This window comes from Carnobacterium pleistocenium FTR1 (genome assembly GCF_000744285.1).
In the GTDB taxonomy this organism is placed as follows: Bacteria; Bacillota; Bacilli; order Lactobacillales; family Carnobacteriaceae; genus Carnobacterium_B; species Carnobacterium_B pleistocenium.
In genome coordinates, this window is record NZ_JQLQ01000002.1 from 1,581,304 (window position 1) to 1,592,927 (window position 11,624).

General features: G+C 33.2%; 18 protein-coding genes. 6 read left to right on the plus strand and 12 right to left on the minus strand.

The window, feature by feature from the left end:
* Positions 1–3: 3 nt before the first annotated feature.
* The 7 genes from BP17_RS07785 to BP17_RS07805 form a co-directional block, all read right to left on the minus strand.
* Complete coding sequence (locus tag BP17_RS07785) at positions 4–207, minus strand: DUF6877 family protein (RefSeq protein WP_035053174.1); 204 nt, start codon at positions 205–207, stop codon at positions 4–6.
* Positions 208–375, minus strand: a complete 168-nt coding sequence (locus BP17_RS13420; RefSeq protein ID WP_156956019.1) for a hypothetical protein — start codon at positions 373–375, stop codon at positions 208–210.
* Positions 376–469: 94 nt separating this feature from the next.
* Positions 470–643 (minus strand): hypothetical protein, encoded by a 174-nt coding sequence (locus BP17_RS13425; RefSeq protein WP_156956020.1) that lies wholly within the window; start codon positions 641–643, stop codon positions 470–472.
* Positions 640–939 carry a hypothetical protein gene (locus BP17_RS07790; protein WP_035053176.1) on the minus strand — a complete coding sequence of 100 codons (300 nt, stop codon included), beginning with the start codon at positions 937–939 and terminating at the stop codon, positions 640–642. Before BP17_RS07790 ends, BP17_RS13425 begins: the two co-directional genes overlap by 4 nt.
* A 17-nt stretch (positions 940–956) precedes the next feature.
* Positions 957–1,490 carry a helix-turn-helix domain-containing protein gene (locus BP17_RS07795; protein WP_035053178.1) on the minus strand — a complete coding sequence of 178 codons (534 nt, stop codon included), beginning with the start codon at positions 1,488–1,490 and terminating at the stop codon, positions 957–959.
* 25 nt (positions 1,491–1,515) lie between these two features.
* Positions 1,516–2,238 (minus strand): ORF6C domain-containing protein, encoded by a 723-nt coding sequence (locus tag BP17_RS07800; protein WP_035053180.1) that lies wholly within the window; start codon positions 2,236–2,238, stop codon positions 1,516–1,518.
* 103 nt (positions 2,239–2,341) lie between these two features.
* The gene (locus tag BP17_RS07805; protein ID WP_035053182.1) at positions 2,342–2,566 is read right to left on the minus strand and encodes a helix-turn-helix domain-containing protein; all 225 of its coding nucleotides are present in this window, start codon (positions 2,564–2,566) and stop codon (positions 2,342–2,344) included.
* A 153-nt stretch (positions 2,567–2,719) separates the two neighbouring features.
* On the opposite strand from BP17_RS07805, the gene BP17_RS07810 reads away from it, so the two are divergent.
* From BP17_RS07810 to BP17_RS07835, 6 genes are all read left to right on the plus strand, one after another.
* Positions 2,720–3,154 carry a helix-turn-helix domain-containing protein gene (locus BP17_RS07810; RefSeq protein ID WP_035053184.1) on the plus strand — a complete coding sequence of 145 codons (435 nt, stop codon included), beginning with the start codon at positions 2,720–2,722 and terminating at the stop codon, positions 3,152–3,154.
* 1 nt (position 3,155) lies between these two features.
* Positions 3,156–3,578 carry an ImmA/IrrE family metallo-endopeptidase gene (locus BP17_RS07815; RefSeq protein WP_051910502.1) on the plus strand — a complete coding sequence of 141 codons (423 nt, stop codon included), beginning with the start codon at positions 3,156–3,158 and terminating at the stop codon, positions 3,576–3,578.
* 72 nt (positions 3,579–3,650) lie between these two features.
* The gene (locus BP17_RS07820; RefSeq protein ID WP_035053186.1) at positions 3,651–4,277 is read left to right on the plus strand and encodes a DUF5067 domain-containing protein; all 627 of its coding nucleotides are present in this window, start codon (positions 3,651–3,653) and stop codon (positions 4,275–4,277) included.
* A gap of 191 nt (positions 4,278–4,468) precedes the next feature.
* A complete protein-coding gene (locus BP17_RS07825; RefSeq protein ID WP_035053189.1) occupies positions 4,469–5,137 on the plus strand; it encodes an SHOCT domain-containing protein in 669 nt (222 codons plus the stop codon).
* A 114-nt stretch (positions 5,138–5,251) separates the two neighbouring features.
* Positions 5,252–5,569: a hypothetical protein gene (locus BP17_RS07830; RefSeq protein WP_035053191.1), complete on the plus strand. Its 318-nt coding sequence runs from the start codon at positions 5,252–5,254 to the stop codon at positions 5,567–5,569.
* Positions 5,569–6,714: a tyrosine-type recombinase/integrase gene (locus BP17_RS07835; RefSeq protein ID WP_035053193.1), complete on the plus strand. Its 1,146-nt coding sequence runs from the start codon at positions 5,569–5,571 to the stop codon at positions 6,712–6,714. The genes BP17_RS07830 and BP17_RS07835 overlap by 1 nt, the downstream gene beginning before the upstream one ends.
* A gap of 85 nt (positions 6,715–6,799) precedes the next feature.
* Here BP17_RS07835 and BP17_RS07840 read toward each other — a convergent pair whose 3' ends face one another.
* The 5 genes from BP17_RS07840 to BP17_RS07860 all read right to left on the minus strand — a co-directional run bounded on the left by BP17_RS07840 (position 6,800) and on the right by BP17_RS07860 (position 11,615).
* Positions 6,800–7,075 (minus strand): HU family DNA-binding protein, encoded by a 276-nt coding sequence (locus tag BP17_RS07840; RefSeq protein WP_013710665.1) that lies wholly within the window; start codon positions 7,073–7,075, stop codon positions 6,800–6,802.
* Between the two features lie 283 nt (positions 7,076–7,358).
* Positions 7,359–8,672 (minus strand): ribosome biogenesis GTPase Der, encoded by a 1,314-nt coding sequence (der, locus tag BP17_RS07845; protein ID WP_035053194.1) that lies wholly within the window; start codon positions 8,670–8,672, stop codon positions 7,359–7,361.
* Positions 8,673–8,860: 188 nt separating this feature from the next.
* Positions 8,861–10,081, minus strand: coding sequence for a 30S ribosomal protein S1 (rpsA, locus tag BP17_RS07850; protein ID WP_035053196.1), 1,221 nt, complete (start codon positions 10,079–10,081; stop codon positions 8,861–8,863).
* Between the two features lie 103 nt (positions 10,082–10,184).
* A complete protein-coding gene (gene cmk / locus BP17_RS07855; protein WP_035053199.1) occupies positions 10,185–10,862 on the minus strand; it encodes a (d)CMP kinase in 678 nt (225 codons plus the stop codon).
* A gap of 144 nt (positions 10,863–11,006) precedes the next feature.
* Positions 11,007–11,615 (minus strand): LysM peptidoglycan-binding domain-containing protein, encoded by a 609-nt coding sequence (locus BP17_RS07860; protein ID WP_035053201.1) that lies wholly within the window; start codon positions 11,613–11,615, stop codon positions 11,007–11,009.
* Positions 11,616–11,624: the final 9 nt, after the last annotated feature.

Genomic DNA, 11,624 nt, shown 5'->3' on the forward strand with positions numbered 1-11,624 from the left:
CGGTCAGTGATTTTTTTGTGTTCCAAATCTTTGAGATAGTCTTTTTGCATAATTAACTTGTTGTTGAATATATGGAGCATCCGGATCACCTCCACTTGCTAACCAATCAGATACTCTTTTGTCTATGTCAGTTAAAGCAATCAATGCGACTTCGTTAGGAACATTACTGAGGGCTTTTGAGATTTCAGTTGCATGGTTATTTTCCATTTAAACCACCCATATAATTCCTTTAACTACTAAAGAGATCATTGCTATTACTGTTAGTATTCCGAAGAAACCGTAAAACCAAATGAAGTCTTTTTTGTTAATCTTTTTACTTCCGAAAAAATACATATTTGAAGCCCAAATGAGTCTTTTGACTGTTTCTGCTGACATTATTGTTCCTCCTTTATTTGTGTAACTAATATGGTGACTAATACTAACCAGCAAATAGATCCGATTATTACGAATAAACCTGTTAGTGCTAAAATTAAGCCCTCCAACAAACTACTTCCTCCTTGATGGTTGCTCTGTCAATCTTCCTAGACAAAACTTTCAACTTCTTATCCAATGCTGCAGAAATTCCAAAACATTGTTGTTCTAATGCTCCGATTTGTTTTTCACGGATTGCTCTGAAATTATTTAAATCTTTTTCTAAGCTCATGAACGAACCTCTAAGACTTCTTTTGGAGATATTTTTTTACTCAAGTAACGATTAGCTTCTTTCCACTTTAGGTACCAGATAAAAGTATGGATATTGATAAAAGTAGTTGAATGACCTGGTTTGATAACTCCTTCAGAAAATTCTGGAATAGCCTCCATTTCATTTTGATAATTATCAAGTGATGATCTAGACAATCCGTTAAATCGTTTTAAAAGTTCCTTCTTTCTGTCCCATTCAGTTTCGACATTTTTGTTCTCAGAAATTTCAATTAATTCTTTAATGGTTGGTGTTTTCATAAGTAACACTCCTTTTCTTAGTTTCTTTCCTCACCAAGGTATCCTTGCATCTTCCAATAACTTTTTCTGTTGCTAACAGCTTGCATGATAGATAAGTCTGTTTTTGCTAACATAGACATTACTAGTCTTGTTTCGAGTAACATTTCATCTAAATATTCGTTCGCATAACTTTTAATGATATCTAGGTCTTCTCGAGTAAGGCAGTGATCATTTTTGCTCAAAGATCTTAGCGCAACTTCTTTTTTAGTTTTTCTTTCATTCGCTTCTTGTTGCTGAAGAAAATCTAAAACGTGAGGATTGTCCTGGTAAACGATTGTTTCCATAGCAGGTAATGTCCCGAAAAATTCATTTGATAAATTTTGGTTTAGCATTGAATCGTTAAGGACCTCTGCTATATCCTGAATCGCTTCGATAGGTGTTGGCTGGTTCTGAAGATATGAATTAACCGTAGAAGCAGACCGATTGATTTGTACTGATAATTGAACTTGTGACATATCCTTTCTTTTTATTGCTTTCTTTAATTGGCTTCCGATTGTTCTTGAAACTGTCATTTTTTTATTTCCTCCTTTTATTTTTTTAAATTACTAATGGTATCTGATTATTTTTTTCCTTAATTAACATTTTTAATTCAGTAGATGGCTCCCATAATTCAGCGAACTCGACAGCTTCATCAAATTTTAGTTTTGGTATTTCTTCGTAAGCTTCTACATCAAAGTAATTTTTTATTTCTCTCCAGTGATTACTGTAAAGTCTTGCTCTTAAATTTCTATCGTTATAAGATTGTGCTTTTTTACCGCCTAAAGCGTTGTAAACATTTATTCGAACTTTCGCAGCCAAATGATGTTTTTGCGACCGACTTAAGTTGATTTCTTGCTTTAAATCCTCGACATCATCTTGCACCAATTTCAAATTCGCTTTAATATCTTTTTGAGATTTTAAAGTTTCAATCATGATATCTTCTGGTTCCGTTGGTAATTGGTAGAAACCTGTTTTTCTGATTGCTGGTAAAACTTCGCTTGTTACCCATCGTTTAAATTTTTTAGCAACCTTCAACTTAGATCCAAAAACTAGCGAGAACATTCCGGATTCATTGATAAAAATCATTTCTCTATTTTGGTTACCGTCGAAAATGGTAATAATTTTCCGGTCTTCATTGTCCACGTGTCTGTTAATATCTCGACTACCGTTTTGGTATCCCAGGCTATCTGCAACATCTTTTCCTAAAAGCCACGGTTCACCATCAATTAACTGAGTTCTTAACTCTTGTTGTCCGAAATTAAAAATCTGAAGTTCGTTCATTTTTCTTCCTCACTTTCCGTATTTTCAAGTATTTAAATCCTGTAACTTATGAGTTAACATTAAGATTAAGTTTAAGAAGAAAAAATTGTGACTATAAGTTAATTTATTCATCATTAAGTTCCGATTTAGTTAACTCGGATTGTAAAAAAATATCATCAGGTTTCATTTCAAAAACAGCAGCAATCTTAACAGCTAGTGGATAACTCAGTCCTCTTTGACCGTTTTCAATCATCCAATAGTATTCTTTGGTAATACCAGCCGATTCCCCTACTTCTTTAAAACTCAAACCTTTTAGTTTTCTTATTTCGGCTAATTTTTCTAAAGACATTTCTTTTTGCACCTCCTTTGTTAACCTTGAGTTAACTATAATTCACTAATAGTTAATTGTCAACACATAAATACACATTTAGTTAACTTTTTTTATTTCTCTTTGTGTTAACTTCTAGTTAACGTTAATATAATAATCAAGCGAGGTGGTAACATGGAATTTGGTCAACGTTTAAAAGAGCTAAGAAAAGCGAAAAAAATGACTCAACAAGAACTCGGAGATATAATTCATGTTTCTAAAGTTTCAGTTTCGGGATACGAAACTGGCAACAGATCTCCTGATCCAGATACGTTGAATGCAATTGCTGATTATTTTGGAGTATCTTTAGATTATTTACGAGGACGTACAGATGTTAACCGAGACCCATATAATTTAACAAATAAAGAAACAAAGGATATAGCTGTTGAGGTACAGAATATGTTGGATGGAATGAATACAGACGCAGAGATTAATTTTTACGGGGAACCAATGTCAGATGAAGACAAAGAACTTTTAGCTGCTGCTTTAGAAACTGCTCTACAAATAAGTAAACGTGCTGCTAAAAAGAAATTTACTAGAAATGACTATAAAAAAAAGAGTGGTGATTAATATGGAAGACTTTGTAAGCCGAGAAGCCAATAAAGTTGTTAACATTCATAATACCTCTCTCCCCTCTAAACTAGCTAAGCTTTGCGGATGTGAAGTCATCTATTTAAATTTGAGCGACGATACCTGGGGATTTACGGTTAAAAAAAGTCGAATCAATACTATTGTCATAAATCAAGCTTTAGAAGAGAACGTTCAAGAATTTGTAATCGCTCACGAACTAGGGCATGTTAGATTACATAGTGGGATAAATACCCCTTTTCTACGCAGAGTTGCTAAAGGATCTTTTATTCCTTCTATAGAGTATGAGGCTAACCGCTTCGCTTTTGATGTTTTACTAAGTGGGATAGATGACAAAGAATTATATACAAAATTTCAGCTATTAGAATCACTAGGACTACCTAATGACTTAGAAAGATTCTTTTAATTTTTTATTATTTTAAATAACTATTGTAGTACATAAGACATTCAACTTAAATTATCTAGGAGGAACTTTATAGTGAAAAAAATTAAAATATTATCAATAATTGGTTTAAGCGGTATTGTTCTGGCTGCATGCAACAATACCGCAGAATCTCCAGTGGAAACTGAAACAACCATATCAGAAGAAACTATCGAATCGTCCTCAAGTGAGCTTACACAAGCAGAATGGATGGAACAAAACGAAGAAGCGACCTCAGATAGTTTTTCTGTTATATCGAATGACAGCACCCTATCTTCTGACGTATTTGAATTAAAATTTAAACAAGCTGAAGTAATTCAGAGTCCTTCAGAGGATTCTAAAGGTGTTTACCTTACTTTTGATTTAACTAATACAGCTGAAGATAATATTGTCCCATTTGAGATACTTACAGATTACATTTCAATGCAGCAAACTACAGATACCTCAGTTGTTTTCTTAGATAATACCTATTATGAGCTAGATGCATTTGGAGATGACACTGATTCCTATAACATGATGGTGGGTAAGCATAATGACTTATCTAACGAACTATTACCACATAAGACTATTGAGGTAAGTTATGCATATTACTTAGAGGATGAAAATTTACCGATTGAAGTTTTTGTTTATGATTCTGAAACATTTGAAGAATTAGATTTTTATACTATAGAAAGCTTAAATTAGTTTATTCAAGAAGAATTTTTTAAGTACTTCTTGCTATTGAGTCTAATACTAATCGCTTCAATTTCGATATTTTATTATGTGGAATATATGATAAGGCATTATATACAAATTGCTAGACAAATTAGAATAAGTTTTTATTATTTTAGATTGAAGATAACATTTTTATTAAATAAAAAATTGGAGGCTTTCAAATGATTGTAGTTAATAAAGCAATGTTGCAAATTAAAAGTGGACGAGAAAAAATTGGTGTAGGTTTTACCGGTTTAGGAGAAATGAAACAAAATGAAGATGGTTTAATCTATTTCAATAAAAAAAATCCTGTTTATTTTGAATACCTTGAATATACTTTTGATGGGCCCGTTTACAATACCGTAGTTGAATCAAGACAAAATGGGATGTCTTCCACTAAGGGAAAAGATAAATCAAAACAAAAAGGAAAATCGGGTAAAGTTGTTGGCGGAGCTATTTTAGGAACTTTATTATTTCCTGGTGTAGGAACTGTAGTCGGTGCATATGCTGGTGGAAAAGGTAAAAATAAGAAAAAAGGTGAAAATAGTTCTGTTACTAAAGACAGCTCACAGTCTATTGAAACTCAAAGACAAGTAGAAGTTCCTAGTATTGCAACTCTAAGATTTAAAAATGTTGAAACTTCAGAAGAGTTTAGCATACAAATTGTCTGTGACTCTTTAAAAAATGCTCAATTAATAAATTTTAAAACTACAAAACCTAAAAATACCATACTAGTAGACGATTCAAAAAGTTTCCTTGATCAAATAAAAGAATATAAAGAGCTTTTTGATTTGAACATTATTAGCCAAGAAGAATTTAATAAAAAGAAAGCTGAATTATTAAATCTATAGAATAGATAATAATCTATTTTACTAAGAAATGCCTTTTAAGGCTTTTCTTTTTTTAATTAAAAAGAACATAAGTTCGTATTTTTAGTAAAAAAATACACAAAAGGAGTAGTTTTTATGTTAATCATAGATAATTCATTAAAAGAGATGGATTTTTGTACAAAAACTTCGGAATTTATAGGTTCTGAACAATTGAGGGTATTTGAAATAGACTTCGAATATACGATGTTCGCTTATTATTACGAGGATGGCATCCATTTGGCTATTGCTAGGAATGATGATGGTCCTCTTAATCAGACAGTGTGGAACAAATTAAAAGATGTTGGAGTTATCTACCCTGATATTTATTTTAACAATGATGATGCTATGTGGATTAACGAAGAAGGAAACACGATGCATGCATCACTTAAACATGAAAATAGGAGTCGATATTAATGTGGGTTCAAGAAACAAAAGATGGTAACTTTCAATATTTTGAGAGATATAAGGATCCATATACTCAAAACTATAAAACTAAATCAGTAAGACTTATCACTGACTCTTCTCAATCTAGAAAAAAAGCTCAAAAAATATTAGATAAAAAAATAGCAAAGGCTTTAGATGCAAAAGAACAACAATCAATCACTTTCCATGAAGTTTATGAAGAATGGTATAAAACTCATATCCGTTCTTTGCGCCCCTCTTCTATCGTTGTTTATGACTCTATAAAAAAACACGTACTAAATTATATAAAAAAAGATATATTGATTAACAGAATCGATACCAAGTTTCTCCAGAAATTTTTTAATCAATTAGAATTTTCAGATCAATATATATCTTCTTTTAAATCGACTTTAGGATTAGTCTTTAAGTATGCACACCTGATGGAGTACATTGATAAAAACCCGTTAGATAATGTTGTTTTAAATAAACGCACTAAAACATTTGCGGATATACAACGAATTAAAAATAAATTCCTTGAACAAAGCGAAGCTGAATCTCTTTTGAGCGAACTTTATAGAAGACCTTCTACTTATCGTTTAGCGAGATTAGCAGAATTTATGTATTTAACTGGAGTGCGATTCGGAGAAGCGGTCATACTTACTGAGAAAGATTTTGAACTAGAAAATAAGCTTGTTAAAATTACAGGTACCATAGACAGGACCAAAGGATATAAAAACGCAAAAAAAGGACCCACCAAAACAGCGAAGTCCATGAGAGATATTTCGATAACTTCCAGAACGTCCGAATTAGTGAAGCAATCTTTCGGAGAAAATCAATTAGCTAATTTAGATAATAAGCAGTTTTTGAAAGGAAAATATATTTTTGTTACAAAAAGTGGAACCCCAATTCAAAATAACTCTTTCAATATAGCTCTAAAACGAGCAGGAGAACGTGTTGGACTAGAAGACAAGGAATTATCCTCTCACATCTTCAGACACTCTCACGTCTCCTTATTGGCAGAGAAAAACATACCTTTGAAAGCAATCATGGATAGAGTTGGCCACGAGGATGCGGATATCACCAATCGTATTTATACCCACGTTACAAGCCAAATGAAAACCAACATCATTGATCAACTCGAATCGAACGGTTTGTAGAAAGCTATTTTTTTGCTATTTCTTAATTATTTTATCTCATAAAACAGCAAAAACCCTTGACGTATCAAGGGTTTTTAGTGCTGTATTATTTAACTGCGTCTTTAAGTGCTTTACCTGGTTTAAATGCAGGTACTTTACTTGCAGCGATTTGGATTTCTTCCCCTGTTTGAGGGTTACGACCTTTACGTGCAGCACGATCGCGCACTTCAAAGTTACCAAAACCAATAATTTGAACTTTTTCTCCTTCACTTAATGAAGTTTGAATTGATTCAAAAACAGCATCTACTGCTGAAGTTGCATCTTTTTTAGTAAGACCTGTTGAAGTTGCAACATTTTCGATTAATTCTGCTTTGTTAGCCATGTGTATTTCACCTCCCTCGGAAAGAAGAATTGATGCATTATTTATAAGCAAATAAACATCATTTAGACATTTTTGAGTGGCCCAAAAATGAATTATTACGAAATGCAATATTAGTAGTTCTAAATGACATTTCTTTTAAAAAGATATCACACAAATACTGATACTGCAATGATTTTTACTGCATTAAGAGATATTATTAAGCATTTTTCAAATATTCAACAAATTATTTGAAACCCCTTGAAAGTTATGTTAAAATGCTCAGCTTATTAATAATTCTTTATACTTATTTTCTTCTTCTTATAATTAGATGAATAGGCGTTCCTTCAAAAGTAAAGGCATCACGAATACGATTTTCCAAGAAACGAGCATAAGAAAAATGCATCATTTCCGGTTCATTTACAAATACCACAAAAGTTGGCGGCTTAACAGCTACTTGAGTAGCGTAATAAATACGCAATCTTTTCCCTTTATCTGTTGGAGTTGGGTTCATTGCTACTGCATCTAATATGACTTCATTAAGGGTAGCTGATTGAATACGTAAGTTTTGATTCATACTTACGCGTTCAATAATTTCAGGAAGCTTATTTAGACGTTGTTTCGTTAGAGCTGACACAAAAATAATTGGTGCATAGCTCAAGTATAAAAATTCGCTTCTAATTTGTTCTTCGAATTTTTTCATTGAATGGTTGTCTTTATCAAGAGTATCCCATTTATTTACGACAATGATAATACCTTTTCCAGCTTCATGAGCATATCCAGCAACCTTCTTATCTTGCTCTCTGATACCTTCTTCAGCATTCAGTACACACAATACAACATCTGAACGTTCAATAGCTCTAAGAGCTCTTAAAACACTATATTTTTCAGTGTTTTCATAAACTTTACCTTTTTTTCGCATTCCAGCAGTATCGATCATAACAAATTCAGCACCATCTTGACCCACAAAAGAAGTATCAATAGCATCACGAGTTGTTCCAGGGATTGCTGAAACGATTACACGATCTTCTCCTAACATGGCATTTATAATAGATGATTTCCCAACATTCGGTCTACCGATCAAACTGAATTTTATAACAGAATCATCATATTCTTCTTCTGATTCATCTGGAAAATGGCTAATAGCCGCATCTAATAGATCTCCAATTCCTAAACCATGACTTCCTGAAATTGGGAAAGGTTCCCCTAATCCTAAAGCATAAAAATCGAAAATATCATTACGCATTTCTGGGTTATCCACTTTGTTTATTGCTAACAATATTGGTTTTTTCGTGCGATGAAGAATTCTTGCTACATTCTCATCTGCATCAGTAATGTGTTCTTTTACGCTAGTGATAAAAATAATCACATCTGCTTCATCCATAGCTATTTCAGCTTGGTGTTTTATTTGTTCTAAAAATGGTTCGTCACCTAAATCGATCCCGCCTGTATCAATCACATTAAATTCTTTTCCTAACCATTCTGCTGGTGCATAGATACGATCACGAGTTACCCCTGATACATCTTCTACAATTGAGATACGTTCTCCAACAATACGATTAAAAATAGTTGATTTTCCTACGTTAGGGCGACCAACGATGGCTACAACTGGTTTTGCCATTGTTTTTGCCTCCTTTTTTTTTATTCTCTTGTAAGTTTATAGAAATACCTTTAAACATGCAAGCTTTTGCTTAAGGAATAAGGCAAACTCTCATAAAAACCTTATTCATTTGATCTATTTTCATTAAAATTCACATAAAAAAGGACATGAGAACAAAAATTGTTCACATATCCTTTTTAAATTAGTTATTAATTGTCTTCATCTGTTGTGATATCAGATAGCTGATCTCCAAGAATGTCGCCTAACGTAAACCCGGTATCTTCTTCAGGCATATCGTAATTTGTTTCACCTTGTTTCTCTTTTGGTTGATTAGGCTTTTCTTCTAAAGCTTTGATACTTAAAGAAAGGCGTTGATCTGTTGGATTTACTTCTAAAACTTTTACTTTAATTTCGTCACCTTCACTTAAAATTTCATGTGGAGTTGCAATATGATTGTGTGAAATTTGTGAAATGTGAACGAGTCCTTCAACACCTGGGAATACTTCAACAAAAGCTCCAAAGCTTGTTAGACGTTTAACTAAACCGTTTAAAACAGAACCTACTTCTGCACGTTCTTCAATACTATCCCATGGTCCAGGTAATGTTTCTTTGATGGAAAGTGAAATGCGACCTTCTTCTTCATTTACAGAAAGAACTTTAACATTAACATCTTCTCCAACAGTTAGTACATCTGAAGGATCTTTGACATGTTCATAAGCAATCTGCGAGATGTGGACAAGCCCATCTACTCCACCAAGGTCAATAAATGCTCCGAAATTTGTTAAACGGGCAATTTTCCCTTTTACAATTTCGCCTTCAACCAGATGACTCAATAAATCTTTTTTCTTTTCTATATTTTCAGCTTCAACAACTGCTTTATGTGAAAGAATCAAGCGGTTTTCACTTGGTTCGATCTCAATGATTTTGAATTTTAATGTTTGTCCTTTATAGCTAGAAAAATCTTCTACAAAATGGACATCTACCATAGAAGCGGGTACAAATCCTCTGACTCCGACATCTACGACTAAACCACCTTTTACTACTTCTTTAACAGGCGCCTCAATAATCGTTCCTTCATCAAATTCTTTTTGAATCTTTTCCCAAACTTTTTTAGCATCGATCCGACGCTTAGATAGCAGATAACTGCCATTTTCTTTTTCTTTAATTTCTTTAATCACTACTAAGTCAACGATATCTCCAACATTTACAATCTCTGTAACATCCTCAAATGGTGCAGCTGACAATTCATTATTAGGAATGACCCCTTCAACTCCGCCACCGATAATACCAACTATAGCTTGTTTATTATCTTGGATAGTTAAGATTTCACCCTTGACAATATCCCCGATATTGATTTCTTGAACACTGTTCATTGCATCCATCATTGATTCTTGTTCTTCGACTTCGTGGTTTTTTTCATTTTCCGTCATATGTTTGCCCTCCTATAACTAGCCAATAAAATTCTTTCTATTTGTATTTTAACCAATATAACAAAATATTGCCACAATAACGGCTGAAAACCAAAAAAGAACTCTATTTTGTAAGTTTGTTCTGGATAATTTCGCTAATTTTTCCAACAACTTGTTCAATAGATAAACTAGTTGTATCTAAAAGAATGGCATCTTTAGCCTGAATAAGCGGTGATGCTTCACGATGAGAATCTTTATAGTCTCGATCCGCAATTTCTTGCTTCAAGATTTCTAATGAAGTTGTTATCCCTTTGCTCATGTTTTCCTTATAACGTCTTTGCGCTCGTTCATCTACACTTGCTACAAGGAATATTTTAACTTCTGCTGTTGGCAATACGGCAGTCCCAATATCTCGCCCGTCCATAACGACTCCACCGTGTGCAGCTATTTCTTGTTGTCGTTTAACCAACTCAGTTCTAACTTCACCATGTGCTGAAACAGCGGAAACTAAATTAGTTACTTTTGGCAATCGAATCGTTTCTGTAACCTCTTGACCATTGACAAACACTTTTTGATTGTCCCCATTTGGTTCAAAAGAGATTGTTAATTCTTTCAACAACTCTACTAGTCTTTTTTCATCGGTTACTGCTATATTTTTTTCGATTGCTTGATATGTTAACGCACGATACATTGCTCCAGTATCGCAATAAATGTACCCTAGTTTTTTCGCTACTACCTTAGCAACCGTACTTTTCCCAGCAGATGCCGGCCCATCGATTGCAATTTTTATTGTTTTTTCCAAATTTTTGTCCTACTTTCTTATTTATGTAAAAAACGGGCTGGGGCAAACCACCCCAGTCCTTTCCTATATCCAAATGATTATTTTAAACTGTGCTCCAAAAAGTAGATTTAGCATCCACTTTAAAGATAAGGTATAACCTACTGTTTAATTTACTTTTAAAACAGTTCCTACACTGACCGAATCACCTGATATTCCGTTTATGGATTTTAATTCCTCAGTTGTCATATTATGGTTCAATGCGATTCGATAAAGATTATCTCCTGCTTGAACGGTATAAGTATTCATGGCTTCTTCTTCCACCACTTCAGATTCAGATTCTTCTTCAACAACCGGTTCTTCTACTATTTGAGACTCTGGTTCTTCTGGCACTATTGCTTCACTTTCGGGTTCAGATTCTGATTCAATACTTTCGCTTTCAGACGAAACTTCAGATTCTTCTTCAGATTCAGATTCTTCAGAACTGCTTACCTCACTATTGCTATTTTCTGTAATGATCATTCTTTCTTCAGAAGAGCTCAGCGTTTGAGTCGTCTCAGAATCTTCATTGGACCACCAAAAATACGCTAATAACGGTAAGATAATAACTAATGCTAAAAAAATCAATAATGAAGTTATAACCGGATGCACACTTTTCTTCGCATTTTTTCTTGCCGTTCTAGAATATTTATCATCTACTAAACTATCATCATCATCAAATTTACGATTCCATGCTTTTTCCTTTTTAGGGTTATTTTTCGAATTTTTTTTACTCATTTTTAGTAC

What these genes read in the sequence shown, in the direction of transcription:
- BP17_RS07785 (WP_035053174.1), bottom strand. Translation starts at nt 207, where the DNA reads ATGGAAAATAACCATGCAACTGAAATCTCAAAAGCCCTCAGTAATGTT.
- BP17_RS13420 (WP_156956019.1), bottom strand. Translation starts at nt 375, where the DNA reads ATGTCAGCAGAAACAGTCAAAAGACTCATTTGGGCTTCAAATATGTAT.
- BP17_RS13425 (WP_156956020.1), bottom strand. Translation starts at nt 643, where the DNA reads ATGAGCTTAGAAAAAGATTTAAATAATTTCAGAGCAATCCGTGAAAAA.
- BP17_RS07790 (WP_035053176.1), bottom strand. Translation starts at nt 939, where the DNA reads ATGAAAACACCAACCATTAAAGAATTAATTGAAATTTCTGAGAACAAA.
- BP17_RS07795 (WP_035053178.1), bottom strand. Translation starts at nt 1,490, where the DNA reads ATGACAGTTTCAAGAACAATCGGAAGCCAATTAAAGAAAGCAATAAAA.
- BP17_RS07800 (WP_035053180.1), bottom strand. Translation starts at nt 2,238, where the DNA reads ATGAACGAACTTCAGATTTTTAATTTCGGACAACAAGAGTTAAGAACT.
- BP17_RS07805 (WP_035053182.1), bottom strand. Translation starts at nt 2,566, where the DNA reads ATGTCTTTAGAAAAATTAGCCGAAATAAGAAAACTAAAAGGTTTGAGT.
- BP17_RS07810 (WP_035053184.1), top strand. Translation starts at nt 2,720, where the DNA reads ATGGAATTTGGTCAACGTTTAAAAGAGCTAAGAAAAGCGAAAAAAATG.
- BP17_RS07815 (WP_051910502.1), top strand. Translation starts at nt 3,156, where the DNA reads ATGGAAGACTTTGTAAGCCGAGAAGCCAATAAAGTTGTTAACATTCAT.
- BP17_RS07825 (WP_035053189.1), top strand. Translation starts at nt 4,469, where the DNA reads ATGATTGTAGTTAATAAAGCAATGTTGCAAATTAAAAGTGGACGAGAA.
- BP17_RS07830 (WP_035053191.1), top strand. Translation starts at nt 5,252, where the DNA reads ATGTTAATCATAGATAATTCATTAAAAGAGATGGATTTTTGTACAAAA.
- BP17_RS07835 (WP_035053193.1), top strand. Translation starts at nt 5,569, where the DNA reads ATGTGGGTTCAAGAAACAAAAGATGGTAACTTTCAATATTTTGAGAGA.
- BP17_RS07840 (WP_013710665.1), bottom strand. Translation starts at nt 7,075, where the DNA reads ATGGCTAACAAAGCAGAATTAATCGAAAATGTTGCAACTTCAACAGGT.
- der (WP_035053194.1), bottom strand. Translation starts at nt 8,672, where the DNA reads ATGGCAAAACCAGTTGTAGCCATCGTTGGTCGCCCTAACGTAGGAAAA.
- rpsA (WP_035053196.1), bottom strand. Translation starts at nt 10,081, where the DNA reads ATGACGGAAAATGAAAAAAACCACGAAGTCGAAGAACAAGAATCAATG.
- BP17_RS07860 (WP_035053201.1), bottom strand. Translation starts at nt 11,615, where the DNA reads ATGAGTAAAAAAAATTCGAAAAATAACCCTAAAAAGGAAAAAGCATGG.